Annotated in this window: 24 protein-coding genes and 1 tRNA gene; 18 read left to right on the top strand and 7 right to left on the bottom strand. The window is 62.4% G+C overall.

What is annotated here, in order from left to right:
- The first annotated feature begins 54 nt into the window (after window positions 1–54).
- From G404_RS0102005 to G404_RS0101980, 6 genes are read left to right on the top strand one after another with little or no spacing between them, the layout of a single operon-like run.
- Window positions 55–2562 (top strand): GcvT family protein, encoded by a 2508-nt coding sequence (locus tag G404_RS0102005; protein WP_028639602.1) that lies wholly within the window; start codon window positions 55–57, stop codon window positions 2560–2562.
- A gap of 4 nt (window positions 2563–2566) precedes the next feature.
- Window positions 2567–3817, top strand: coding sequence for an aromatic ring-hydroxylating oxygenase subunit alpha (locus G404_RS0102000; protein ID WP_028639601.1), 1251 nt, complete (start codon window positions 2567–2569; stop codon window positions 3815–3817).
- Window positions 3818–3840: 23 nt separating this feature from the next.
- Window positions 3841–5094 (top strand): sarcosine oxidase subunit beta family protein, encoded by a 1254-nt coding sequence (locus G404_RS0101995; RefSeq protein ID WP_028639600.1) that lies wholly within the window; start codon window positions 3841–3843, stop codon window positions 5092–5094.
- 11 nt (window positions 5095–5105) lie between these two features.
- Entirely contained in the window at window positions 5106–5390 is a 285-nt protein-coding gene (locus G404_RS0101990; RefSeq protein WP_028639599.1) for a sarcosine oxidase subunit delta, read from the top strand.
- Window positions 5387–8251, top strand: coding sequence for a 2Fe-2S iron-sulfur cluster-binding protein (locus G404_RS0101985; RefSeq protein WP_028639598.1), 2865 nt, complete (start codon window positions 5387–5389; stop codon window positions 8249–8251). Before G404_RS0101990 ends, G404_RS0101985 begins: the two co-directional genes overlap by 4 nt.
- Window positions 8244–8774 carry a sarcosine oxidase subunit gamma gene (locus G404_RS0101980; protein ID WP_028639597.1) on the top strand — a complete coding sequence of 177 codons (531 nt, stop codon included), beginning with the start codon at window positions 8244–8246 and terminating at the stop codon, window positions 8772–8774. Before G404_RS0101985 ends, G404_RS0101980 begins: the two co-directional genes overlap by 8 nt.
- Window positions 8775–8847: 73 nt before the next feature.
- Here G404_RS0101980 and G404_RS0101975 read toward each other — a convergent pair whose 3' ends face one another.
- The 3 genes from G404_RS0101975 to G404_RS0101965 form a co-directional block, all read right to left on the bottom strand.
- Window positions 8848–9519: a glycerophosphoryl diester phosphodiesterase membrane domain-containing protein gene (locus G404_RS0101975; protein WP_028639596.1), complete on the bottom strand. Its 672-nt coding sequence runs from the start codon at window positions 9517–9519 to the stop codon at window positions 8848–8850.
- A gap of 70 nt (window positions 9520–9589) precedes the next feature.
- Window positions 9590–10051: a DUF3237 domain-containing protein gene (locus tag G404_RS0101970; RefSeq protein WP_028639595.1), complete on the bottom strand. Its 462-nt coding sequence runs from the start codon at window positions 10049–10051 to the stop codon at window positions 9590–9592.
- Entirely contained in the window at window positions 10048–11517 is a 1470-nt protein-coding gene (locus tag G404_RS0101965; protein WP_028639594.1) for a lignostilbene-alpha,beta-dioxygenase, read from the bottom strand. The genes G404_RS0101970 and G404_RS0101965 overlap by 4 nt, the downstream gene beginning before the upstream one ends.
- Window positions 11518–11575: 58 nt before the next feature.
- On the opposite strand from G404_RS0101965, the gene G404_RS0101960 reads away from it, so the two are divergent.
- Together G404_RS0101960 and yghU are read left to right on the top strand one after the other, a co-directional pair.
- Window positions 11576–12049, top strand: coding sequence for a Saro_0803 family transcriptional regulator (locus G404_RS0101960; RefSeq protein ID WP_028639593.1), 474 nt, complete (start codon window positions 11576–11578; stop codon window positions 12047–12049).
- A gap of 93 nt (window positions 12050–12142) precedes the next feature.
- A complete protein-coding gene (yghU, locus tag G404_RS0101955) occupies window positions 12143–13048 on the top strand; it encodes a glutathione-dependent disulfide-bond oxidoreductase (RefSeq protein WP_028639592.1) in 906 nt (301 codons plus the stop codon).
- Between the two features lie 96 nt (window positions 13049–13144).
- Here yghU and G404_RS17750 read toward each other — a convergent pair whose 3' ends face one another.
- Complete coding sequence (locus tag G404_RS17750; RefSeq protein WP_051280035.1) at window positions 13145–13651, bottom strand: MarR family winged helix-turn-helix transcriptional regulator; 507 nt, start codon at window positions 13649–13651, stop codon at window positions 13145–13147.
- Window positions 13652–13795: 144 nt separating this feature from the next.
- Here G404_RS17750 and G404_RS0101945 point away from each other — a divergent pair, with 144 nt between their 5' ends.
- Window positions 13796–14665, top strand: a complete 870-nt coding sequence (locus G404_RS0101945; protein WP_028639591.1) for a bifunctional 5,10-methylenetetrahydrofolate dehydrogenase/5,10-methenyltetrahydrofolate cyclohydrolase — start codon at window positions 13796–13798, stop codon at window positions 14663–14665.
- Window positions 14666–14668: 3 nt separating this feature from the next.
- On the opposite strand, the gene G404_RS0101940 is transcribed toward G404_RS0101945, so the two are convergent.
- Window positions 14669–15847: a GGDEF domain-containing protein gene (locus tag G404_RS0101940; protein WP_036520019.1), complete on the bottom strand. Its 1179-nt coding sequence runs from the start codon at window positions 15845–15847 to the stop codon at window positions 14669–14671.
- A 76-nt stretch (window positions 15848–15923) separates the two neighbouring features.
- Window positions 15924–16637, bottom strand: a complete 714-nt coding sequence (locus G404_RS0101935) for a GcrA family cell cycle regulator (protein ID WP_028639589.1) — start codon at window positions 16635–16637, stop codon at window positions 15924–15926.
- A gap of 113 nt (window positions 16638–16750) precedes the next feature.
- Here G404_RS0101935 and G404_RS0101930 point away from each other — a divergent pair, with 113 nt between their 5' ends.
- The gene (locus G404_RS0101930) at window positions 16751–17644 is read left to right on the top strand and encodes an ABC transporter permease (RefSeq protein ID WP_028639588.1); all 894 of its coding nucleotides are present in this window, start codon (window positions 16751–16753) and stop codon (window positions 17642–17644) included.
- A gap of 21 nt (window positions 17645–17665) precedes the next feature.
- Here the strand turns inward: G404_RS0101930 and hspQ are convergent, their stop codons facing one another.
- Window positions 17666–18046 carry a heat shock protein HspQ gene (hspQ, locus tag G404_RS0101925; RefSeq protein WP_028639587.1) on the bottom strand — a complete coding sequence of 127 codons (381 nt, stop codon included), beginning with the start codon at window positions 18044–18046 and terminating at the stop codon, window positions 17666–17668.
- A 177-nt stretch (window positions 18047–18223) separates the two neighbouring features.
- Here hspQ and G404_RS0101920 point away from each other — a divergent pair.
- The 8 genes from G404_RS0101920 to G404_RS20275 all read left to right on the top strand — a co-directional run bounded on the left by G404_RS0101920 (window position 18224) and on the right by G404_RS20275 (window position 23625).
- A tRNA-Ser gene (locus G404_RS0101920) sits at window positions 18224–18313 on the top strand.
- A 113-nt stretch (window positions 18314–18426) separates the two neighbouring features.
- Complete coding sequence (locus G404_RS19725) at window positions 18427–20040, top strand: DUF6538 domain-containing protein (RefSeq protein ID WP_051280034.1); 1614 nt, start codon at window positions 18427–18429, stop codon at window positions 20038–20040.
- A 177-nt stretch (window positions 20041–20217) separates the two neighbouring features.
- A complete protein-coding gene (locus G404_RS0101910) occupies window positions 20218–20568 on the top strand; it encodes an ArsR/SmtB family transcription factor (RefSeq protein ID WP_028639586.1) in 351 nt (116 codons plus the stop codon).
- Window positions 20569–20578: 10 nt separating this feature from the next.
- Window positions 20579–21100: an arsenate reductase ArsC gene (locus tag G404_RS0101905; protein WP_028639585.1), complete on the top strand. Its 522-nt coding sequence runs from the start codon at window positions 20579–20581 to the stop codon at window positions 21098–21100.
- A complete protein-coding gene (arsC, locus tag G404_RS0101900; RefSeq protein ID WP_028639584.1) occupies window positions 21097–21540 on the top strand; it encodes an arsenate reductase (glutaredoxin) in 444 nt (147 codons plus the stop codon). Before G404_RS0101905 ends, arsC begins: the two co-directional genes overlap by 4 nt.
- A complete protein-coding gene (locus G404_RS0101895) occupies window positions 21537–22199 on the top strand; it encodes an aquaporin (RefSeq protein ID WP_028639583.1) in 663 nt (220 codons plus the stop codon). The genes arsC and G404_RS0101895 overlap by 4 nt, the downstream gene beginning before the upstream one ends.
- Window positions 22196–22930 (top strand): arsenical resistance protein ArsH, encoded by a 735-nt coding sequence (arsH, locus tag G404_RS0101890; RefSeq protein ID WP_028639582.1) that lies wholly within the window; start codon window positions 22196–22198, stop codon window positions 22928–22930. The genes G404_RS0101895 and arsH overlap by 4 nt, the downstream gene beginning before the upstream one ends.
- Window positions 22931–22941: 11 nt before the next feature.
- A complete protein-coding gene (locus G404_RS20275) occupies window positions 22942–23625 on the top strand; it encodes a hypothetical protein (RefSeq protein ID WP_156906158.1) in 684 nt (227 codons plus the stop codon).
- The last annotated feature ends 356 nt before the right edge of the window (window positions 23626–23981 follow it).

The raw sequence follows: 23981 nt of genomic DNA, 5'->3' as shown, positions 1-23981 counted from the left end.
GTGAAACTGGCATATCGCGGTTTCTATCCGGATCGACAGGCCTGAGGGGCAAGCATGAAAACGACAGCACGCGTGGTGGTGATTGGTGGCGGAGTGGTCGGCGTCAGCACGCTGTATCACCTGGCCAAGCTGGGCTGGTCGGATGTCGTCCTGATCGAGCGCAAGGAACTGACCTCGGGCTCCACCTGGCACGCCGCCGGGTTGCTGCCGCTGTTCAACCTCAGCTATTCGGTGGGCAAGCTGCACCAGTATTCGGTCGATTTCTACCCTTCGCTCGAGGCGGAAACCGGGCTGAATGTGGGCTTTTCCAATGTGTCGAACATCCGCCTGGCGACAAGCCCCGACCGCATGGACGAATACCGCTATTACGCGGGCGTGGCTAAAACGATCGGGGTCGAGGTCAACTGGCTGACCCCCGAACAGGTGCGCGAGATCTGGCCGCTGGTCGAGACCGACAATATCCTGGGCGCGATCCAGCATCCGGCTGACGGCTATATCCAGCCCGCCGACCTGACCCAGGCGCTGGCCAAGGGCGCGCGTCAGCGCGGCGCCACGATCTATCGCAACACCACGGTCACCGGCATCACGCAGAAGACCAATGGCGAATGGGTGGTCACCACCGACCAGGGCGAGATCACCTGCGAACACGTGGTTTCGGCCACGGGCAGCTTTGCCCGCCAGACCGGCGAAATGGTCGGCCTCGATATCCCGGTGGTGCCGGTCGAACACCAGTATATCGTCACCGAACAGCACCCCGCGATCATGGAGCGCAAGCGCCAGGGCCTGCCCGAAATGGGCGTGCTGCGCGAATCCGATGCCAGCTGGTACATGCGCGAAGAGGCCGGCGGCCTGCTGCTCGGGCCGTATGAAGTCGGCGCGCCCGCATGCTATGTGAAGGGCCCTGCGGCCAACAGCGAATACGAACTGTTCCCCGACGCGCTGGAACGGCTTGAGCCCTATATCCTGTCGGCCATGGCGCGCGTGCCCGCGTTTGGCGAAGTGGGCGTCAAGAAAGTCTACAACGGTGCGATCGCATACACCCCCGATGGTTCGCCCATTGTCGGACCGGCGTGGGACAGGACAAACTTCTGGCTCAACGAAGGCCATTCGTTCGGCATCACTGCCGCAGGCGGCGCCGGGTGGCAGCTGGCCGAATGGATCGTCAATGGCGAGCCGACGATCGACATGATGGGCGTCGATCCGCGCCGCTTTGGCGATTATGCGGGCGAAGGCTACCTGATCGAAAAGAACGAGGAGGCCTATGCCAAGGTGTTCTCGATCCATTACCCCGATGAAGAACGCGAAGCCGGGCGCGCGCTGCGCCGCACCCCGTGCTATGACCGGATGAAGGCGCTGGGCGCGGTGTTCGGCAGCGTGTTCGGCTGGGAACGGCCGAACTGGTTTGCGCCGCAGGGGTATGAACTGACCGACGCCGATCTCGATCGTGCCGACGTCATCCTGAACCACAACCACCCTGATGTGGCGGGCGAGGCGATCCGCGAAAAGTGGTCGTTCCGCCGGTCGAACTATTTCGATTTTGTTGGCGCGGAATGCCGCCATGTGTCGGAAAAGGTCGGCATCCAGGACATGAGCGCCTTTGCCAAGTGCCTGATCTCGGGCCCTGGCGCCGAAGACTGGCTGAACGGCCTGCTGTCCAACGTGGTGCCCAAAAAGATCGGCAAGCTGTCTTTGTCGTATCTGTTGACCGATGCCGGCGGCGTGCGCGCCGAATTCACCGTCTACAAGAAGGGGCCGCAAAGCTATTATCTGGTCTCGGCCGGCGCGATGGAGCGTCACGATCAGGATTATCTGGTCAAGGCCTTGCCCGCCGACGGCTCGGTGCGGTTCGAACGCCTGACCACGGCGATGGGTGTGCTCGTGCTGGCCGGGCCGCGTGCGCGCGATGTGCTGGCCAAAGTGACGCGCACCGATCTGTCGAATGCCGCGTTTCCGTGGCTGACCGGTCAGTCGATCTCGGTCGGCGCGGCGCGGGTCGATGCGCTGCGGGTGAATTTCATCGGTGAACTGGGTTGGGAAATCCACCACCCGATCGAAATGCAGAACTACATTTTCGACACGTTGATGGCGGCGGGCGCGGAATTCGACATCAAGCCGTTCGGCATTCGTGCGATGACCGCGATGGCGCTGGAAAAGAGCTACAAGCTGATCCCGCGCGAACTGTCGATCGAATACAACGCGCTGGAAAGCGGGCTCGATCGTTTCGTCAGCATGAAAAAGCCGGCCTACAAGGGCCGCGACGGGATCATCGCGGCCAAGGAGGCCGGGCTGAAATGGCAGTTGGTAACGCTCGAAGTGTTTGATGTAACCGATGCCGATGCGCGCGGGTCCGAACCGATCTACCGCGATGGCGCGCTGGTTGGCCGCGCCACGTCGGGCGGCTATGGCGCGCGCGTGGACAAAAGCCTGGCGCTGGCAATGGTTGCACCCGAACACGCGACGCCAGGCACCGAGCTCGAGATTTCGATCCTCGGCACTGTGCACAAGGCCGTGGTGATCCCAGATTCGCCCTATGACCCGGAAAACCACGCATTGCGGAGCTGATCCGATGCAACAGTTCGATGCCATTGCCCGTCTGCTGGACCAGAACCGGCCCGGATACACCCTGCCGCGCGACCTTTATGTCGGTGAAGAGGCTTATCGCTTCGATGTCGAGGTCATGCTCAAATCGGTCTGGTTGTATGCCGGAACCGTGGCGCATGCCAAAAAGCCCGGCGACTGGTTCATCTTTGAACTGGGTCACAACCAGGTGATCATCGTGCGCGGGCGCGATGGCGAAATCCGCGCGTTTCACAACACCTGCCGCCATCGCGGCGCGCGGGTTTGCGAAGCATCGAGCGGCAATGCGCCGCGGCTGATCTGCCCCTACCATTTCTGGACCTATGGGCTGGATGGCAAGCTGCTGGCCGCGCGCAACATGCCCGAAGGATTTGACAAGGCCGAACACGGGCTGGCGCCGGTGGCCATCGAAAATGTCGCCGGTCTGCTGTTCGTCTGTCTGTCGGACACGCCGCCGCCATTCGGCCGTGCCAAGGCCGACATCGCCGAGCAGGTCAGCCTGTACAACCTCGACGCAATGAAAGTCGCGGTTCAAGACGACCTGATCGAGCCGGCCAACTGGAAGCTGGTGATGGAAAACAATCGCGAGTGCTATCACTGCGACCAGAACCATCCCGAGCTGCTGAAATCGTTGTCGACCTACGGGTTTGGCAAAGGCCTGCCCGAAGATGGCGAAGCCGACGTGGTCGACGATGCGGCGTTCGATGCCATGCTCGAGGCGCAGCGTCAGCACTGGCGCGACCTGGGGGTGTTTCACGAACTGATCGAATTTCCCGAAGAGAACGGTCAGACCGGCTGGCACCGCGTGGCACGCCTGCCGCTGGCGCACGGCGCGGTGTCGCAGACGCTGGATGGCAAACCGGCCAGCCAGGTGCCGATCTGGCAGCACGGGCTGACCGAACAGTCCAGCCTGTCGGTCTGGACCCAGCCCAACAGCTGGCACCATTTCTGCAACGACCATGTCGTGACGTTTTCGCTGACCCCGCTGGGCCCCGACAAGACGCTGTTGCGTACCAGCTGGCTGGTGCACGAAGATGCGGTCGAAGGGGTGGATTACGATCCCGACAATCTTGCGGCAGTATGGCGCGCGACCAACGGGCAGGACAGCTATCTGTCGGCGGTGAACCATCGCGGGATCACCAGCGACGGCTATGCCCAGGGGGTTTATTCGGTCGAGGAAAAGCTGGTTGACGCGTTCAAGCAGTTTTACGTCGACGCCAGCGTCCGCGCGTTGGGCTGAGCACAGGAACGGATGATCGGACGATGAAGCGTTTTTCTGGCCTGAACCTCTTTGCCGAGGCCTTCAACGGGCACAAGGGATGGCCCGAACATTGGCCCGACAAGGCGCCCAAGGCCGCGTATGATGTGATCATCATCGGGGCCGGCGGCCATGGGCTGGGGGCGGCCTATTACCTGGCGGCCAAATACGGCATCACCAATGTGGCGGTGATCGAAAAGGGCTGGCTGGGCGGCGGCAATGCCGGGCGCAACACCACGATCATCCGGTCAAACTATCTCTACGACGAATCCGCGCATCTGTACGATCACGCGGTGAAGATGTGGGACGGGCTCAGCCAGGAACTGAACTACAACGTCATGTATTCGAAGCGCGGCGTGCTGATGCTGGCGCACAATGTGCATGATATCCAAAGCTTCAAGCGGCACATCCATGCCAACCGGCTGAACGGTGTCGACAACGAATGGCTGACCGCCGAGCAGTGCAAGGCCTATTGCCCGCCGCTCGACATTGCCGCCAACGCGCGCCATCCGGTGCTGGGCGGCGCGCTGCAACGCCGCGGCGGTACCGCCCGGCATGACAGCGTGGCCTGGGGCTATGCCCGCGGCGCGGTCGCGCGCGGTGTGGACATCATCCAGAATTGCGCGGTTACCGGAATCCGGCGCGGGCCCGATGGCGCGGTGCTGGGGGTCGAAACCGAAAAGGGATTTATCGGCGCAAAAAAGATCGGCGTGTCGGCCGCGGGCAGCACATCGCTGGTGATGCGCATGGCGGGGCTCGATTTTCCGCTCGAATCCTATCCGTTGCAGGCGCTGGTGTCTGAACCGGTCAAGCCGATCTTCCCTTGCGTGGTGATGTCGAACACGGTCCATGCCTATATCAGCCAGTCGGACAAGGGCGAACTGGTGATCGGCGCGGGCACCGATGCCTATGTCAGCTATTCGCAACGCGGCGCGCTGCATATCATCGAACACACGCTGGCCGCGATCTGCGAGATCTTTCCGATCTTTACCCGCATGCGCATGCTGCGCACCTGGGGCGGGATTGTCGACGTCACGCCCGACCGATCGCCGATCCTGGCCAAGACCCCGGTACCTGGGCTTTATGTCAATTGCGGCTGGGGCACCGGCGGGTTCAAGGCCACGCCGGGCGCTGCCGACCTTTTGGCCCACACCATCGCCCATGATGCGCCGCACGCGATCAACGCGCCATTCAATCTCGACCGGTTCCGCAACGGCCGGTTGATCGATGAAGCCGCCGCCGCGGCTGTCGCGCACTGACGAGAACACCGATGATCCTGATCCATTGCCCTTATTGCGAAGAAGACCGGCCCGAGGTGGAATTCACCTATGGCGGCGAGGCGCATATCGCGCGCCCCGCAGACCCTGCCGCGCTGAACGACCGCGAATGGGAAACCTACCTTTATATCCGCCGCAATCCGCGCGGGCCGCACGCCGAACGCTGGCGGCATGCGCATGGTTGTGCCCGGTTTTTCAACGCGGTGCGCGATACAGTGACCGACCGGTTTGAAGTGACCTACAAGACCGGCGAAGCACGCCCCGGAGATGCCAAGTGAGCGGTTATCGGCTTTCCACCGGCGGTCGCATCGATCGCAGCCGTCCGCTGGCGTTCAGTTTCGACGGGCAGGGCTATCAGGGTTTTGCCGGCGACAGCCTGGCCTCGGCGCTGGTCGCATCGGGTGTCACGCTGTTTGGTCGCTCGTTCAAGTATCACCGTCCGCGCGGGCTAGTCGGGATGGGGCCAGAAGAACCCAATGCGCTGGTCAGCGTCGATCGCGGTCCGGCGCGGATCACGCCCAATCTGCGCGCGCCGCAGGTGGCGCTGCACGAAGGGCTGATGGCCAAAAGCCAGAACCGCTGGCCTTCGCTGAAATTCGATGTCGCAGCACTCAACGATGTGTTTGGCGCGCTGTTTCCGGCCGGGTTCTACAACAAGACGTTCATGTGGCCGCGTTCGGCCTGGGAACATCTGTACGAGCCGGTGATCCGCCAGCTGGCAGGACTGGGCGACAGCCCGGTGGCGCGCGATCCCGATCATTACGATGCGACTTATGCGCATTGCGATGTGCTGGTGGTCGGTGGCGGCATGGCCGGGATTGCGGCTGCTTTGGATGCCGCGGCGCAAGGTGGCCGCGTGTTCCTGATCGACGAACAGGATGAACTGGGCGGCGGGGCATTGTCGGATCTGGCCCAATGGGCCGATCTCAACGCGTTGAAGGACCGGCTGGCGGCGGCCGCGAATGTGACCGTGCTGACGCGCACGGTGGCATTCGGGTATTATCACCAGAACTTCATCGGCGCGACGCAATACCTGACCGACCATCTGGCCCCTGCGCAGGCCGATGGCCCGCGCGAACGGCTGTGGCGGATCCGCGCCGGCGAAGTCGTGCTGGCGCAAGGTGCGATCGAACGCCCGCTGGTGTTCCATGGCAACGACGTGCCGGGCGTGATGCTGGCCAGCGCCGGACGCACATTGGCGTTGCGCTATGGCGTGGCCGTGGGCCAGGCCGTGGTGGTGATGGCCGCGCATGACAGCGGCTGGCGCGATGCGCTGGCGTTGGCACAAGCCGGCGTGACGGTTGCCGCGATCATCGACGTGCGCGGCGTCGTGTCTGCCGATCTGGCCGATGCCGCACGGATTGCGGGCATCGCGGTGCATATCGGCAGTGCGATCACCGCCGTGCACGGGCGCCACGCGGTCAAGGGCGTTACCTTTGCCGCCGGTGGCACCGGCCGTGGCGCAAGGCTGGCCTGCGATGCCGTGCTGATGGCCGGAGGCTGGACACCCAGCGTGCATCTGTGGAGCCATGCCAAGGGCAGCCTGGTGTGGAACGACGCCTGGGGTGCTTACCTGCCCGGGACGGCAATCGAAAACTGCCGCGCGGTGGGGGCCTGCGCCGGGGCGTGGGATATGGGTACAGGCGCCATCACCGCGGTGCTGCCCAACCGCCGCGACGTGCGCGCGCAAAAGGCCTTTGTCGATTTCCAGAACGACGTGAAGGCGCGCGACATTCATCTGGCGGTGCAGGAAGGCATGCGCTCGATCGAACATATCAAGCGCTATACCACCAACGGCATGGCGACCGACCAAGGAAAGACCAGCAATCTCAATGGCTTGCAGATCGCATCTGCCGCATTGGGGCGCCCGGTTGCCGAAATCGGCCTGACCACATTCCGCCCGCCGTACAGCCCGCAGACCTTTGGCGCGCTGATGGGCCATCACAAGGATGCGCTGTTTCAGCCGGTGCGCAAATCGCCGATCGATGATTGGGCGCGCGAACAGCGCGCAGTGTTCGAAAACGTGTCGAACTGGCGGCGCGCGCGGTACTTCCCGGTCGGTGGCGAAGACATGGAGGCTGCCGTGCTGCGCGAATGCGCCGCCGTACGCAATGCGGTGGGCATGTTCGACGCCTCGACCCTGGGCAAGATCGAAGTGGTCGGGCCCGATGCCGCCGAATTCCTCAACCGCATGTACACCAACCCGTGGAAGGGGCTCGCGCCTGGCCGGTGCCGCTATGGGCTGCTGCTGCGCGAAGACGGGTTCATCATGGACGATGGCGTGTCGGCGCGCATGGCCGATGACCGGTTCCACCTGACCACCACCACCGGCGGGGCCGCGCGCGTGCTGGGCATGATGGAAGACTATCTTCAGACCGAATGGGCCGACCTTGATGTCTGGCTGACCTCGACCACCGAACAATGGGCGGTGATCGCGGTGCAGGGCCCGCGCGCACGCGACGTGATCGCGCCGCTGGTGTCGGGCATCGATCTGAGCGCCGAGGCGTTCCCGCACATGGCGGTGCGCGAAGGCACCATCGCGGGTGTGCCGACGCGGTTGTTCCGCGTCAGCTTTACCGGTGAACTGGGCTTTGAAATCAACGTGCCCGCCAGCGCAGGGCGCGCGGTGTGGGAGGCGATCCACACCGCCGGCCACGCGTTCGGCATTGTGCCCTACGGCACCGAAACCATGCACGTGCTGCGCGCGGAAAAGGGCTTTATCATCGTCGGGCAGGATACCGACGGCACGATGACCCCGTTTGACATGGGGCTCGACTGGGCGGTGGGCAAGAAAAAGCCCGATTTCGTCGGCAAACGCTCGCTCGCGCGGCCCGACATGTCGGCGCCGGGGCGCAAACAGTTCATCGGTCTTTTGACCGAAGACGCGCAGGAATTGCTGGAAGAAGGCGCGCAGGTCGTGGCCGATCCCGATCTGCCGATCCCCATGCCGATGATCGGGCATGTGACATCGTCCTACCGCAGCGCGGCGCTGGGGCGCACGGTTGCATTGGCGGTGATCGCCGATGGCCGCGCGCGGATCGGGCAGACCATTTTCGTACCGATGCCGGGCAAAGTGATCCGCGCCACGGTCACCGAACCGATGTTTTATGATGCGCAAGGAAGCCGCCTCAATGCTTGAGATCGCCCCGCTTGCCGTTGCCGGCATCGATCTGACCCTGGGCACCACGCCGGTTTCCGGCACGGTCTATGGCCATTCGGTTACCCTGTCGCCCGCCGCGCCGATGGTGCGCTGGTCGTTGCGCGCAAAGGATGCGGGCGTGTTGTCGGCGGCTATCGGCCGCGCGCTGCCCGACGCGATCGGCACGCACCACGATGGCATTGCCCGGCTGGGCCCCGATGAATGGTATGCGCTATTGCCCGAGGGCAGTACGCTGCCGGTTGTCGCAGGCCAGCCGCTCAGCCAGGTCGAGGTTACCGCGCGCGCGGTCGGTCTTACGCTGACCGGGCCTGGCGCAGCCGCCGCGCTGGGCCGTGGTTGCCCGCTCGATCTTGCGCGGTTGACCCCGGGCCGCGCCACGCGCACCGTGTTTGAAACCGTTGAAATCCAGATCTGGGCGCTGGCGCCCGAAACATTCCATGTCGAAGTCTGGCGCAGCTTTGCGCCGTGGCTGTGGCATGCGCTGGCCGAAGCGATCGTCTGATCGACGCCGGTCCCCACCAGTCCACCCTTACGGCCCGCAAGTTTCACCACTTGCGGGCCGCTTTTTGGGCAAGTCAGTCAAATACCGCCTCATACGTGCCCGATGCAGGGTTCAGCCGCTGGAAGATTGCCACGCTCAGGCACCACCCACCGACCAGCCAAAGGCCAACCAGGATGTTGGTCAGCAGCGATTGCACCAGCGCATTGTCCTGTTTTCCGGCCAATGTCGCGATCACGGTTGCCGTTGCAAACACCGCGAGCCCGGCCATGCTCAGCGTCAGCAGCACCAGAAATATTGTCCAGCCCGAATCCTGTGTCGCGTGCCAGCTTGATTTCAGCGACTGCGTGCTGGCCTGATCTTCGGCAACGATGAACGGGGTCGATATCGACCAGCGCGCCGCGAGATAGAGACCCGGCACCACCAACAGCACGACGCCCAGCGCAACACCCAGCCCGCCCAGAAAACCGGCCGCGAACAGGCTGCCATAACGGCGCTTGCGCGATGCGGTACCGGCTCGATATCCGGGCAGAAGCGCTTCGACGAAATGGTATTGGCCAAATACGCTGATCGCGACACTGGCAAACATCCCCAGGCCCGCACTGGTTGCCTTGTCCGCCGTCATGTCGAACACGGTGTCGATCATCGCAATCAACGCGGTCGCCAGCAGGACCAGTCCCGCATTCGATCGGATCACGCTGCCCAAACCGGCCATGATGTCGCCAAAACGCAATTCGGATGTTTGCATGTCGTCTGCCCCCGCTGTTGCGATGCAGCCTATTGCGGCCGACACGGCAGGGGAAGGGGGCGTTTGCGCCTTATGTAACGCGCCAAACCCACAGCCTGATGCCCAGCGGATAGCGCGCCCCCGAGCACACAAAGATTGATCGGTTCAGCCATTCGTACGCGCCGTTGGGGGCGATGAATTCGGGCACAGTACGAAAATAATATTCAGCCGGATCAACCACTTCACCTGCGATCAGCCGCGCCATCACCTCGGGCGGGCCGTGGCGCAGGCCGCGGTTGCGGATCTGGATCACCACACCGTCGTCGGTTTCGATCGCATAGATCGCATCGGCCACGGTCACCCCGTCATGGCGAGTCCATTGCCAGTCGGCCGCATTGCCGATCAGGCGGCCCTTGATCTGTGGCCCGTCGACCCGGCCACCGCCCACGATCGGCACGATGCGGCGCGTGCCGTCATATGTATCGCCAATCGCGCGCGGTGGCTCAAGTTCCCCGTGCGCTTCATAGACGAATTCAAGCCCGGGCTTGATCATGCGGCCAGGCCGATGTCCGCGCCATTGACCCAGTTGCCGTGCAGGCCGAACCGCAGGCGGATCGGGATATGCACAGTGGCGAGCGGACCGTTGGTGATATCCAGCGCGTCGAAAATCAGCAGATCGCTGCGCGCCTCGTCCAGCCGGTTGCACACCTGCACGATCCATCCCTGGCCTTCGGGGGCATCGGCGCTGCGCGGCACAAAGCATGGTTCCTGCAGGCTGCTCACCGGTCCGCACCACCAGTGCTGTTCCGCGCCTGTTTCGAAATCCTTGTGAAACAGACAGTTCATCAGCAATCCGCCTGCGCTGCCGCCACGCATTGCCACTGGGCGGGCCATGTCCATTTCCAGAAACCAGCCATGGCGCGTCTTGCACCCGGCAAAGCGGTCGTCGATGCGCGGGAATTCCGCTGCGGTTTCGGACAGGCGAGTGATCGCGGCAAAGCTGTCGTCGTTGCTTGACAGGTCAACCACCCATTCGGTCGGATAGCTGATGCCTTCGTGCGGGTTGAACGGCGCGCCGTGGGCATCGGGAAAAAACGGAAACATGTTGTTCTTTGCCTCGCAGGTCACGAAATGCACGGTGCTGCCGTCCTGCCATGCGTTGAGCACATGGCTGGCAAAACAGTTGTCGCGCCTGAACCAGCGGATATCGGCCTGGGTCACATCGTCGCGCCGCGGAATGATGCCAAGGTAGACCGGCATGGTCGTGTCGAACCCGAAATGCGGCTTGCCCGCCTCGAGCCGTTCCCAGCTGCCGATCGACGGCACGATGTGCAGGACCAGATAATCCGGCGTAATGCCGAAATCGTGCATCATGCAGTAATAGGGTGCCTTGAACCACACTTCGCGGACCAGCGTGCCGTCGGGGGCGACCTCCATATAGGTCACATCATCGGTGCACAGGCCGCTGGCGGCATAGCCGATCGCGACCATGTTGCCGGTGGCGTGGTCGATCTTGGGATGCGCAGTAAAGGTCTGTCCGGTCATCGCGCCGCCGAACGTTTCGATCCCCAGCGTGTCCATGCTGACCGGGTCCATCACCAGCGCGGGGCTGTCTTCCTTCAGCGCCCACAGCTTGCCGGCAAAGACAAAGGCATTGGTGTTGGCGGTGGAACGGATTTCGCCGGCCACTTGGGGAAGATCGGTCAACGGGTTGCGATAATTGCCAAACAGTGCTTGGCCCGCGGCATGTTCCAGTTCCCATTTGCGCGTGCGTGCCCAGCGCTGGCGAAAATCGACCTGACCATCGTGGATGTGAAACCGCGTGATCATGCCATCGCCGTTGAAGGATATGTCATCGCCGTGCAACGGAGGGAATTGCGGATCGGGCTGAACACGGTAGAAAGCGCCCGATAATGCGTCGGGAATGGTGCCCTCGTGCGCCAGATCGGCGATGTCGGCTTCGATGCGCGAAGGCGTGTTGAAACCGGTAAACGAAGGTGTCTGTGGAAAATGAGCCATGGACATCGCTCTCAAATGTTATTGTATGTTGCACTGACAATCCTCCAGGGACACGTGGATGGCAAGACCAAAAGAAACGCTCGTACCGACCACCCCCCATGTCGAGGGGGATGAGGACATTGGCGAAATCCGTTCGATCGTGGGGTTTCACATCCGCCTGGCCCACGGTGCGACATATCGCCATTTTACCGAGACATTCACCGACATCGACCTGACTCAGAAACAGGTCTCGGTGCTGTGGCTGATCGATGATCACCCCGATATCGCCCAGACCGATCTGGCGCACCGCATGCGGATGGACCGCGCCACCACCATGGCGATCGTCAACCGGTTGCAGGATCGCGGTTACCTGGTGCGCGGCGCGTCGCTGACCGACCGGCGCAAACAGACGTTGAACCTGACCGATGCCGGGCGTGATGCGCTGGCCAAGGCCAAGGACGCGATCCTTGAACACGAACGCTGGCTGAAATCGCGCTTTACCGATCAGGAGGTCGAAATGCTGATCGAGATGCTGACGCGTATCCACGAATAGGCGCGCCCGGGCCTTTGCGGGGTTGTAATGCGCGCAGGTCCGACCATCTGAAGACAAACCGCGCGCCGCATTGGCGCAACCAAGGATACGATCATGGCCAACGGTGACCCTGCCGACAATTTTCCCGCCGGCTATGTGCCACAGGCGGTGTGGACCTTTGACCAGCCTTCGGGCGGAACGTTTGCCAATATCAACCGGCCGGTATCGGGCGCGACGCATGACAAAGTGCTGCCGGTGGGCAAACATCCGTTGCAGCTGTATTCGCTGGGCACGCCCAATGGCGTCAAAGTGACGATCATGCTCGAAGAACTGCTGGCGCGCGGCCATGCGGGCGCCGAATACGATGCCTGGCTGATCAACATCGGGCAGGGCGATCAGTTTTCCAGCGGGTTTGTCGAAATCAATCCCAATTCGAAAATTCCGGCACTGGCCGATCATTCGCTCGATCCGCCGGTGTTCCTGTTCGAATCGGGATCGATTGTTTTCTACCTGGCGGAAAAGTTCGGCGAATTTTTGCCGACCGAAACCCGCGCGCGCGCTGCGGTGATGAACTGGCTGATGTGGCAGATGGGCAGTGCGCCCTATCTGGGCGGCGGCTTTGGCCATTTCTACGCCTATGCCCCGATCAAGATCGAATACGCGATCAATCGCTTTACCATGGAAACCAAGCGGTTGCTGCACGTGCTCGACACCCAGCTGGGCAAGACGCAGTATGTTGCCGGCGACGACTACACCATTGCCGACATCGCCAATTTCACCTGGTACGGCAATATGGTGCGCGAAGCCTACAGCGCGCAGGAATTCCTGTCGGTGCACGAATATGCCAATGTATCGCGCTGGGTCGATCTGGTCGCTGCGCGTCCGGCGGTGCAGCGCGGGCGCATGGTCAACCGCGCGTTTGGCGATCCGGCCGGCCAGCTGCGTGAACGCCACGATGCCAGCGATTTCGAAAACAACACGCAAGACAAAGTCGACGCGCGCGGCGGCACGCGCGTATGATCCGATGCTGCGGACGGTCGGGTGGGCTTGCGCAGGCCCGACCGTCGCTCATCGTGACGCGGACTTGATCGTACCGCGGTAAAATGTCCCTCTGCGTCAGTCGGACTGATCGGGTTTGGCCAGCTTTACTTCGGCGTGGTGGTCGCGGATCCAGGTGATCAGCTGCGCGTTGACTTTGTCGGTCAGGCTGGCCAGTTGCTGGCGCTGGCGCAAGGTCAACGTGCTGAGCAGCGCATCGGCCACCACATCGAAATAGGGCTGGGTGCGGCGATAGGCCTCGTGCCCGTCGTCGCTCAGCCGCACCGGGCGCCGGCGGCGATTGTCCGGATCGACAGCATCCTCGATCCAGCCGCGTTCGCGCAAGGTTGCGATGGCGCGGCTGACATTCATCGGCGGCAGGCCGGTGATTTCGACCAGATCGTGTCCGGCCAATGCGCCTTCACCTGCCAGCGCCATGATCACGCGCAGTTCGTTGCTGCTGATCTGGGCAGGATCGCACACGCCGTCGCGCATCGGTCCTGAAATGAAACTGCCCAGTTTGAGCAGCCGCACAAGCAGATGCGCGGGCGCAGGAACAGTTTTGGTGATGGATTGATCGTTCATAGGCTGCCAGCTAAGCCACAGCCCGCGGCCGGTTGCAAGTGGGGCCAGCCACCGAAATGACAACGTTTGTTATCTTGGGCACGGCTTGTTGACCCCACGTCAACACGCTATGTCGTATGTATTGCATACTGAATTGGAGCACGTATGACCGCGCGGATCATCGATGGCACAGCGCTTGCCCGGCATCTGCGGCAGGATATTGCGACGCGCGTCGACGCGCTGTCCGCACAGGGCGTGATCCCCGGCCTGGCGGTGATCCTGGTGGGCGATGATGCCGCCAGCGCGGTCTATGTTGGCCGCAAGGTCAAGGCCTGCGACGCGGTCGGCATCCGCAGTTTTACAGAGCGGTATCCGGCTGCGATCGACACCGGTACGTTGCTGGCGCGCATCGCCGCGCTTAACGCCGACCCCACGGTGCACGGCATTCTGGTGCAATTGCCGCTGCCCGGCCATATCGACATGCCAAGCGTGCTCGAGACGATCAGCATCGACAAGGATGTCGACGGATTTCACCTTTATAACATCGGCGCGCTGGTCACCGGCAACACGGTGTTTTCGCCATGCACCCCGTACGGTGTGGTCAAACTGCTCGAATCCGAAGGCATTGACCTCAAGGGCCAGAACGTGGTCGTGGTTGGCGCCAGCAATATCGTTGGCAAACCGACCGCGCTGATGCTCATGGCCGAAGGGGCAACCGTGTCGATCTGCCACATCCACACGCGCGATCTGGCGCAATATACGATCATGGCCGACATCCTGGTGGTGGCCGCGGGTGTGCCCGGGCTGATCGTGCCGCAGATGGTCAAGCGCGGCGCGGTGGTGATCGATGTCGGGATCAACCGCCTGGCGGACGGGCGCATCGTCGGCGATGTCGATTTTGCCGGCGTCTGCACCAGGGCCGCCGCGATCACGCCGGTGCCGGGCGGGGTGGGGCCGCTGACGGTTACGATGCTGCTGGAAAACACCGTGGTGTCGGCCGAACGCGCGCTGACAGCGATGGCTGTTGACGCCTGATCGTCAGGCGACATCGCGCATGGGTTCGCCCTGCTGCCCCGCAATCACGATCCGGTTGCGGCCCGATTGCTTGGCGGCATACAGCGCGTCGTCCGCAGCCTTCAGCGCGGCGCTTTTGGTGCGATAGGCCAGCGCATCGGCAATGCCCCCGGAAAAGGTGATCCGGCCAAACGGGGTGTCGTTGGTGCGATTGACCAGCCGTTTTTGTGCGATCGCCTCGCGCGCGGCGTCCAGCCTGGCCCAGGCATCGGACACGCTGGTGCCGCGCAACAGCACGGCAAATTCTTCGCCACCGTGGCGGGCGACATGGCATTTGGCATCGCCAATCCGACCGAGTGCCTCGGCCACGAAGCGGATCACCCGATCACCCGCGGGGTGGCCATGCGCATCGTTGATCCGTTTGAAATTGTCGATGTCGCAAAACGCCACGCACAGCGCTTCGCCGCCCAGTCTGGCCTCGCGCACTTCGCGGTCATACATTTCGTCGAATGCGCGCCGGTTGGGCAGGCCGGTCAGGTGGTCCTGGTTGGCCTGCAGCCGCGCTTCGTCGAGCCGGGTCTGCAGCGTGGCTATATGCGCCTCGCTGCTGGTCAGTTCGCGTTCCACCGTGCGGGTGTGGTCCAGCATATGGCGGGTCAGCGCGGTCAGTCGTGCGATCACATCGGTGCTTGCCGCTGCCCCTTGCAGATCGGCAACATGGCCTTCAAGCGCCACCGAATAGGTACCGGTGGCGACGCGCACCCCGGCCATGGTCCGGCCCAGATCCGACAGGCTGTGTTCCAGTTCTCCGACCAGCATGGCGACCGCCTCTGCAGTGGCATCGCGGGCCTGCGCTGCACAGGCTTCTTCCAGCCATTTCAACGTGATCGGCAGGCCTTTTTCGGTGCGTTCGAGGACCCGCTGCGCCAGTTTCGGACTGGCGCCAGTGACGCAGTCGTAGGCGATTGCCAGTGTGAAGGGCAGCACGTCCAGGTCGTGGTCGATCAGGAAATCGGCAACTTGTGCCAGCATCCGGCGTTTGGCCGGCAGCCAGATCTCGCGCTGGGTCAGTTCACGGCCCAGGTCGTGGTCCGGTCGGGCGGGGTTGTCGCGCGTGGCTGGGGCGCTGCGCGGGGCCAGGCCCAGCCATTCGCGCCAGCCTGAATGCTGCTGCGCCGGATCAGGATGTTCGTCTGCTGTCATACGGGTAGAGAACGGCAGCAGTAGCGCGATATTAACCAAGCCCGGGGCGCGGGCCCCGGGCTTGGTCATTATATGGTCAGCGTACGCGCGGGCCGCCAAACGGCATCGGCGGGGGCGGGCGGCGATGGCCGCGCGGCAATTGCGCCTGATAGGCACGGCCGCAATGTTCGACGCAATAGGGGAAGCCGGGGTTCACCTTTTCGCCGCAGAAATGGAAATCGGGCTCGCCGGGATGGCCCATCGGCCAGCGGCAGATGCGATCGTTGAGATCGAGCAGGCTGGTCTTGTCGGCGATTTCGGCGCTGGGGCGCGCGGGCACCAGGCGGCGTGGCGGAGCGGGCGGGATGGGCGCCTGCTGATCGCCCGGACCCTGGCGCAGAAATCCACCGGGCCCGACCGAGACAATGCGCGGCTGCGGCGCGGCAGGCGGTGCATCGGTGGCAGGTGCCGCGGCCAGCGGCGCAGCGGCGGGTGCCGCCGGTGCCGGCGCGGGCGCGCGCGGTGCTGCTGCTGCTGGCGGGGGTGCGGCAGGGCGCGGCGCAGGCGCGCGCGGTTCTGCCGGCGCGGCCGTACGGGGCGCAGGTTTGGGCGGCGGTGCCTCTGCTCGTGCTGCTTCGGTCTTTTCGTTCGGCTTTACCGGCGAAGGGCGCGCTTTCAGGCCCAGGCGATGCGCCTTGCCGATCACGGCGTTGCGGCTGACCCCGCCCAGTTCTTCGGCGATCTGGCTGGCGGTGGCGCCGCCTTCCCACATTTTGGTCAGTGTCTCGATCCGCTCGTCCGTCCAGCTCATGCCAATTCCTTCATGCGCGCCAATGCCCGCCATACTGTTCTTTGGGGTGAGGGCAAACTGCGCTTGCCGCCATCCGCTTGCTATTGTCCGACCGCCGCGATACCGCCTTGGTCATGCTTGATCAATCGATCCCGACGCTGCCATCGGCAACGCTCGCAACCGTCTATCCCAATCCTGCAGCTGTCGGGAATTTTCCGCCACCGGGTCAACCGGTGTTTCGCGGTTTCAACCGTTTGGGCCTGTGGACCCTTTATATGAAGGAAGTCCGCCGGTTTTTCAAGGTTCAGCTCCAGACCATCTGGGCGCCGTCGGTGACGACGCTGCTCTATCTGGTAATTTTCACGCTGGCGCTGGGCGGCGGCGGCCGCACGGTGATGGGCGTTCCCTTCGCCAGCTTTGTTGCGCCGGGGCTGATTGCGATGGGCATGATCAACAATGCCTTTGCCAATGCCAGCTTTGGCCTGCTGGTGGGCAAGATGCAGGGCACGATCATCGATTATCTGATGCCGCCGATCTCCGAAATGGAACTGCTGATCGCGCTGGTGGCGGCGGCGGTGACCCGCGCCATCCTGGTGGGGATTGCGCTGTATGCCGCGATGTGGCTGTGGCCGGGGGTTGATCTGACGATGCATCACCCCTGGGCGGTGATCTGGTTCGGGCTGATGGGATCGGTGCTGTTTTCGCTGATCGGGGTGCTGACGTCACTGTGGGCCGACAAATTCGACCAGAACGCCGCGGTCACCAATTTCGTGATCACGCCGATGGCGATGCTGTCGGGGACATTCTATTCGGTGGAACGCCTGTCACCGGTGTTTCGCGCGATCAGCGGATACAATCCGGTGTTCTATATCATGTCGGGGTTTCGCTATGGCTTTCTGGGCCAGAGCGATATCGGTGCCACCAATACAGCGGTGCTGGGCGGGGCGATGGGCCTGGGCGTGCTGAACGTCGTTCTGGCTGCAGCCACGTATGCGCTGTTGCGTTCGGGGTGGAAGCTGCGCGACTGAATATCGCGCAGCGCTCCGTGATCAATGCGACAGCTTGCGGCGCAGGCGATAGCGCCCGTCGCGGAATGCCTCGAACATTTCGGTCACCGACGGGTGGTCTACCGGGCCTGCTTCGGCATCGGTGATCAGGTTTTGCTGGCTGACATAGGCAACATAGCTGTTTTCGCCGTTTTCGGCGAGCAGGTGATAGAACGGCTGATCGCGGTCAGGCCGGATATTTTCCGGGATGGACTGATACCAGTCTTCCGAATTGGCAAATACCGGGTCGATATCGAAAACAACGCCGCGAAAATCGAACAGCCTGTGCCGCACGACTTCACCGATCGAAAACCGCGCCTCGCACACCGGCGGAGCGACGATTTCACGGCCGCTTTGGGCCGAAACATAATTCCCGTGTTCCATAATCAGGCATATAGGCGTTGGGGCGGACGCAAACAAGCAAGGCATGGCCTTTGCCGCCATCCTTGATGGGCAATGTTATGATCAGCCGATTGCTTTTTGCGCTTGGCAAGCCACCACCCATGCGCTAACGGCGCTTTCCCGACCGGGGCGCACCAGCGGCGCCCGACGACACTTCGCGGAGAGGTGGCAGAGTGGTCGAATGCACCGCACTCGAAATGCGGCATGCTCGCAAGGGCATCCAGGGTTCGAATCCCTGCCTCTCCGCCAATATCTCTGAAAAGCATTGATAACGCTCGAAAGCCCGCTTCTCCGGGCTTTGTGCGCTGGCGTTTGCTACAAAGTGTGCTACAAAATCCCTGTCGAGAAGGGATGGGTTTGGCATGGAGCGCGTGAAGGATCATCGCTACCTTTATCGGCGCGAAGGGTTTCTTTATTTCCGCCGTGGTGTGCCCCAAGATGCGCGTGCCGCGTTCGGTGGAAGGCACGAAGTATGGGTGGCACTCGAAACCGGCGACGTGCGTGAGGCGCGCCATTTGATGGTGAAGCATCTAGCCGAGTTTGATAACTGCCTGTCCACGGTGCGGCGGACCAAATCTCCTGTAGCTGTGCAGAAGCAGTCGCGCGTGCCGTTGCGCATAGAGATTGAGGAAGCCGTCCGTGAAGTTCTTGCCGAACGATTGGCGCGCGCTCGAACCGACTATTTTATGCCGGAGGATCGTGCGGCAGGCAGAGAACTTGTCGCGATACTGACCCACCAAGAGAGCATGATTGCTCGAGGTCTTGACCTTGAAGCAAATGCCGAAGTGCCTCTTGCAACAGAGTGGGCGGCGGCAGCTATCATCGAGCGGTATGGTTGGGAATTGCCAACGTCCCATCCGGACTATTGGTTCTTGCTACAGTTTGTCGCGCAGAGCCAGAAGGAGGCCGTTCAGCAGCAGCGAGCAGCGATCAATGGCAGTCCGCTTCAAACCAGCGATGACCGTTTCAGTCGCGAGCAATACCAGTCGGATCAAGAGCGGCGGCGCGCACGCGAGAATAATGGGCCGGTTTCCTTGATAGGTCTGTTCGATGATTATGCGAAGGAACGCAAACCGGCTCCGGCTACCGTCAAGGCGTATCGGCGACAGGTGGCCGCATTCGTCGCGTTCATTGGGCACGACGATGCGAAGCAAATACAGTTCGCGGATGTCGTTGCATGGAAGCAGCACTTGCTCACAGTCCCCAACGCCAAGGGCACTGTGCGGACGGCCAAGACGGTCGGAGAGACATACCTGTCTGCCTTGAAAACCGCTTTGAAGTGGGGCGTTGAAAACGCGAAGCTCAAATCGAACCCGGCAGAACAGGTTCGCGTCCGTGCCCCACGCCCCTTGAAACTGCGCTCCAAGTCACTGTCTGATAGCGAGGCGCTTACGATCCTTCGCGCCACGCTCACCGCGCCGCCTGCTCGGCTTTCCGCAGAAAGAGCTTTCGCCCGGCGCTGGGTTCCTTGGCTTTGCGCCTACACGGGCCGTCGCGTGGACGAGATGGCGCAGCTTCGGGCGGAGGACGTGCAAAAGCGTGATGGTGTCTGGGCCGTGCGTATTACGCCAGAGGCTGGTGGGCAAAAGAACAATGAAGCCCGGATTGTTGCGCTCCATCCGCATTTGATTGAGCAGGGCTTCGTGAGCGAGGTCAGCAAACGCACGGGCAGCTTGTTCTATGACCCGAGCCGCCATCGCGGCGGCGGTGATGGCAACCGCCAGAGCAAGAAGGTTGGGCAGCATCTGGCGGAATGGGTTCGCGACTTGGGAATAGTGGGCGTGGCTCCAAACCATGGATGGAGGCACCGCTTCAAGACCTTGGCGAAAAGGCATCGTTTGGACCCGACAATCGCCGACTACATCCAAGGCCACGCTCCAAGAACCGAGGGCGAGCACTATGGCGACATAGAGCCGTCAGTGACGTTGGCCGAGATCGAGCGGCTACCGGCTTACAAGCTGTCAACGATTGGATGATTGATGAACGTCGTTGCAACCTGTTGCACCGGCGTATCGCGCTGATCTCGTTCACCGCCGTGCCTCGGTGAAGCCAAGCCTCGTCAAGCAGGCTAGAATGTTTCGATTGATTTAGAAATATCGTTTGACATAGGAGCTTGTGTCGATACTTTTAGTCAAGTCGAAAGGTGGTCTCGCATGAGTGATGTAAACCCGCAGGTATGGGCCGTTGATGCGTTGGGCGCTCTTGCCCACGAAACGCGCCTATCGGTTTTCCGCATGCTGGTGCAGGCGGGGCCGGATGGCCTGATCGCAGGGGCCATCGCTGAAAATGCCGGGGTGCCGCCCTCGACCATGTCCCATCATCTGGCGACGCTCGAACGCGCCGGTCTGGTGCGGTCGGAGCGGGAAAGCCGTCTGATCCATTACCGAACGGACTATGCCGGTATGCGCCGGTTGCTTGCGTTCCTCATGCAGGATTGCTGCAATGGTGCGCCGGAAATGTGTTCGGACTTGCTTGCTGAACTTCACTGTAGTGCCAGCGCCTAGGGAGGCCCTCATGACCGACAAGATTTACAACGTCCTGTTTCTGTGCACCGGCAACTCGGCGCGCTCGATCATCGGTGAGGTGCTGATGAACCATTACGGTGCTGGCGGCTGCAAGGCGTATAGCGCAGGCAGTCACCCCAAGGGCGAGGTCCACCCGATGGCACGGGAAACTTTGGCCGGGCTGGGTTTTGCGACCGAAGGACTGCGCTCAAAGAGTTGGAATGAGTTTACTGGTGCTGGCGCGCCCGAGTTCGATTTTATTTTCACCGTGTGCGACAATGCGGCGGGCGAGACCTGCCCAGTTTGGATCGGTCATCCCATGACGGCCCATTGGGGTATTGAAGACCCTGCCGCCGTGGAAGGTGATGGTCAGCGACAGGCATTTCTTGATACCGTGCGCTACCTGCGTCGCCGGATCGAACTGTTCTTGGAACTTCCGCTCGCCACCCTCGACAAGCTGGCGACGGAGCGTAAGCTCAAAGACATCGGTCACATTGAAGGCGCTACCCAGCCCGGCGTGATCGCCCAATGAGCACTGACATTATCATCTACCACAACCCGGAATGCGGTACTTCGCGCAACACGCTTGCCATGATCCGCAATGCCGGGATCGAGCCGCATGTCGTCGAGTACCTCAAGACCCCGCCTTCGCGTGCCTTGCTGGAAAGCCTGCTGGAGCGAGCCGGGATGTCTCCCCGCGACCTCCTGCGGCAGAAGGGAACTCCTTACGCCAATCTCGGGCTGGACAATCCGGCCCTGACTGACGCGGAATTGGTGGACGCCATGATGGCCCACCCGATCCTCATAAATCGTCCGCTGGTTGTCTCTCCGCTAGGGGTGAAGCTGTGCCGTCCGTCCGAGGTTGTGTTAGACCTGCTGCCAACCGTCCAACAGGGTGCGTTCGCCAAGGAGGACGGCGAACAGGTGATCGACGACGCTGGTCAGCGTATCGCACCCGGCCGTTCGGCATGATACGCCCGGCGCTGTGGGCAGAGGCGGTCGGCAGTTTCATGCTGTTCGCGACTGTGATCGGCTCCGGGATCATGGCCGAGAAGCTGGCCGGTGGGAATGTGGCGATAGCCCTATTGGGTAACACCTTGGCAACCGGGGCCATGCTGTTCGTGCTGATTACGATGCTGGGGCCGTTGTCGGGCGCTCACTTCAACCCAGCCGTGACACTGGTGTTCCGTCTGCGCGGGGAACTCTCGACCGGGCAGGCCATAGGCTATGCGGTGATGCAGCTTGCCGGAGGTATCCTCGGCGTTTGGACGGCGCACCTAATGTTTGACCTGCCCGTGTGGCAGCTATCGACCAAGGTGCGCTCTGGCCCCGGACAGTTGACTGGTGAGGCGGTGGCCACATTCGGCCTGTTGCTAACCATCCTGTGTACGATCAGGGTTCGGCCTCAATGGGTGCCCGCCAGTGTCGCGCTCTACATCACCGCAGCTTACTGGTTTACCTCTTCCACGAGCTTTGCCAACCCGGCCATCACCATCGCCCGTAGTTTGAGCAACAGCTTTGCCGGGATCGCGCCCGCCAGTGTGCCGGGCTTCATCGCTGCGCAACTCGCGGGCGGGTTGGCAGCCTATCTATGCACGGAGACAGTTCTGGCTCCCAAGGACATCGCATGAACCGCCTTCGCGACCTGTCCGATCCGGAGCAACTTCCGGCTCTGCGCCCCGAGTACGCCTATCGCCGCCCGGCGCTTGGCCTTGGGGCGATGGACCCACCGCCGCGCATGCTGCTGCTTTACGGCAGTCTACGTGAGCGGTCCTATTCGCGGCTGGCCACGGAGGAAGCCGCTCGGTTGTTGCGCTACTTCGGTTGCGAGACGCGCATTTTCGATCCGTCTGACCTGCCCCTGCCCGATCAGGTGGCAGGAGACGACCATCCCGCTGTGCATGAGTTGCGCGAATTGTCGCTGTGGTCGGAGGGCCAAGTGTGGTGCAGCCCGGAGCGGCATGGCCAGATCACGGGCGTCATGAAGGCGCAGATCGACCATCTGCCCTTGGCCATGAAGGGTAGGCGTCCGACACAGGGGCGCACGCTGGCGGTGATGCAGGTCAGTGCCGGTTCGCAGTCGTTCAACTCCATCAACACGCTACGAGTGCTGGGGCGCTGGATGCGAATGGTCACCATCCCGAACCAGTCGAGTGTCGCAAAAGCCTATGAAGAGTTTGACGACGCGGGCCGCATGAAGCCCTCTGCGTACTACGACCGCATCGTTGACGTGATGGAGGAACTGGTGCGCTTCACCGTCCTGCTGCGTCCACATGCTGACCAACTGGTGGACCGCTATTCGGAGCGGGTCGAGCGCGACTGTCCGGTCGTAACACCAGTGGAAGATGCCGGGATCGCATAGCGGCACTTCGAATGGCGGACATCCGCCCGGCAACAGAACCAATGGCGCGCAGTTGGCATTCCTTTCAACCGCGCATTGTTGCCAAGGGTGCCTCACATGGCCCTGACTGCCTGTCCATTGGCTTCACGCTCACCGATAAGTATCGACTTGGCGTCTATGCCAAATCCCCGTCGCGGTTTCGGTTTGAAGTGCGTCGATTGAAGAAGGGCGATTACTCGGACATTGGCCGCCCCGTGCGACCGCGAGACCGCTTGCTCGCGATCTTGGAAATGGAACGGCTGAACCTATTGACCGCTGTGCGCTGGTCACGGTTTGGTGAGATGTTCAACGAGCGGCCTACGCCGCAGATCACCGATCTGACCCGGCTATGCGGAATGATCGCCCAACTCTGCGCTGCGCATCAGGTCGGCGTGCAAGGCGTCATGGCCCGGCTGTTCGAGGACGGCGGAATTAGCCGAAATGGCCACGACGAATTGCCAGAAGCCCTCCTGGACGATTTGTGCAACGTCGGCATCCTGCACCGGGTCGTGATAGGTCGTCGAGATCACCAGCACCCCGTAAAACGCTATGCCCTCGTTCCTCAATACCGGCATCTCATGGATGCGGTCATGGCTGGTCTGGCGCTACATAGTGCGAGTGCCACTGCCGAAGCACAGCCAGCCGATTTTATTGACAATGAAAGCAGGGGTCGATGACCCGCATCATGTCGCCAGTCTTGGTGTGCCCATCTGATAGCGGTCAATGATCCACTGCTAATTTCCCCACGATCCCGGCTATTTCGTCCGTATGCGCCCCGTGGGGCCACAGAACCTGCTTGCGCGCACTGCTGCTCTCCGACGCACTTGCCGTCGCCAGCAGGTCACTCTGGCGCGCACCGCGATCACGCTGTAATGGTCGAAACGAACTATTGAAGGAGGCAATCATGCGCAAGTCAGGCTGGACGCCCGAACGCCGGGCAAAGCAAGCGGAAGCGATAAGGCAATGGCAGCCGTGGGGTCGGGCCACAGGCCCGCGCACCGATGAAGGCAAGGCCAAGTCCAGCCGCAACGCA

It is taken from the genome of Novosphingobium acidiphilum DSM 19966 (assembly GCF_000429005.1).
Lineage (GTDB): Bacteria > Pseudomonadota > Alphaproteobacteria > Sphingomonadales > Sphingomonadaceae > Novosphingobium > Novosphingobium acidiphilum.
This window is presented reverse-complemented; position numbering and strand designations above follow the sequence as displayed.

What these genes read in the sequence shown, in the direction of transcription:
- G404_RS0101965 (WP_028639594.1), bottom strand. Translation starts at nt 11,517, where the DNA reads ATGGCTCATTTTCCACAGACACCTTCGTTTACCGGTTTCAACACGCCT.
- G404_RS0101970 (WP_028639595.1), bottom strand. Translation starts at nt 10,051, where the DNA reads ATGATCAAGCCCGGGCTTGAATTCGTCTATGAAGCGCACGGGGAACTT.
- G404_RS0101980 (WP_028639597.1), top strand. Translation starts at nt 8,244, where the DNA reads ATGCTTGAGATCGCCCCGCTTGCCGTTGCCGGCATCGATCTGACCCTG.
- G404_RS0101935 (WP_028639589.1), bottom strand. Translation starts at nt 16,637, where the DNA reads ATGAGCTGGACGGACGAGCGGATCGAGACACTGACCAAAATGTGGGAA.
- G404_RS19725 (WP_051280034.1), top strand. Translation starts at nt 18,427, where the DNA reads ATGGAGCGCGTGAAGGATCATCGCTACCTTTATCGGCGCGAAGGGTTT.
- G404_RS0101990 (WP_028639599.1), top strand. Translation starts at nt 5,106, where the DNA reads ATGATCCTGATCCATTGCCCTTATTGCGAAGAAGACCGGCCCGAGGTG.
- G404_RS0101910 (WP_028639586.1), top strand. Translation starts at nt 20,218, where the DNA reads ATGAGTGATGTAAACCCGCAGGTATGGGCCGTTGATGCGTTGGGCGCT.
- G404_RS0101940 (WP_036520019.1), bottom strand. Translation starts at nt 15,847, where the DNA reads ATGACAGCAGACGAACATCCTGATCCGGCGCAGCAGCATTCAGGCTGG.
- yghU (WP_028639592.1), top strand. Translation starts at nt 12,143, where the DNA reads ATGGCCAACGGTGACCCTGCCGACAATTTTCCCGCCGGCTATGTGCCA.
- G404_RS0101995 (WP_028639600.1), top strand. Translation starts at nt 3,841, where the DNA reads ATGAAGCGTTTTTCTGGCCTGAACCTCTTTGCCGAGGCCTTCAACGGG.
- G404_RS20275 (WP_156906158.1), top strand. Translation starts at nt 22,942, where the DNA reads ATGGCGGACATCCGCCCGGCAACAGAACCAATGGCGCGCAGTTGGCAT.
- G404_RS0101930 (WP_028639588.1), top strand. Translation starts at nt 16,751, where the DNA reads ATGCTTGATCAATCGATCCCGACGCTGCCATCGGCAACGCTCGCAACC.
- G404_RS0101895 (WP_028639583.1), top strand. Translation starts at nt 21,537, where the DNA reads ATGATACGCCCGGCGCTGTGGGCAGAGGCGGTCGGCAGTTTCATGCTG.
- G404_RS0101975 (WP_028639596.1), bottom strand. Translation starts at nt 9,519, where the DNA reads ATGCAAACATCCGAATTGCGTTTTGGCGACATCATGGCCGGTTTGGGC.
- hspQ (WP_028639587.1), bottom strand. Translation starts at nt 18,046, where the DNA reads ATGGAACACGGGAATTATGTTTCGGCCCAAAGCGGCCGTGAAATCGTC.
- G404_RS0102000 (WP_028639601.1), top strand. Translation starts at nt 2,567, where the DNA reads ATGCAACAGTTCGATGCCATTGCCCGTCTGCTGGACCAGAACCGGCCC.
- G404_RS0101905 (WP_028639585.1), top strand. Translation starts at nt 20,579, where the DNA reads ATGACCGACAAGATTTACAACGTCCTGTTTCTGTGCACCGGCAACTCG.
- G404_RS0101945 (WP_028639591.1), top strand. Translation starts at nt 13,796, where the DNA reads ATGACCGCGCGGATCATCGATGGCACAGCGCTTGCCCGGCATCTGCGG.
- arsC (WP_028639584.1), top strand. Translation starts at nt 21,097, where the DNA reads ATGAGCACTGACATTATCATCTACCACAACCCGGAATGCGGTACTTCG.
- G404_RS17750 (WP_051280035.1), bottom strand. Translation starts at nt 13,651, where the DNA reads ATGAACGATCAATCCATCACCAAAACTGTTCCTGCGCCCGCGCATCTG.
- G404_RS0102005 (WP_028639602.1), top strand. Translation starts at nt 55, where the DNA reads ATGAAAACGACAGCACGCGTGGTGGTGATTGGTGGCGGAGTGGTCGGC.
- arsH (WP_028639582.1), top strand. Translation starts at nt 22,196, where the DNA reads ATGAACCGCCTTCGCGACCTGTCCGATCCGGAGCAACTTCCGGCTCTG.
- G404_RS0101960 (WP_028639593.1), top strand. Translation starts at nt 11,576, where the DNA reads ATGGCAAGACCAAAAGAAACGCTCGTACCGACCACCCCCCATGTCGAG.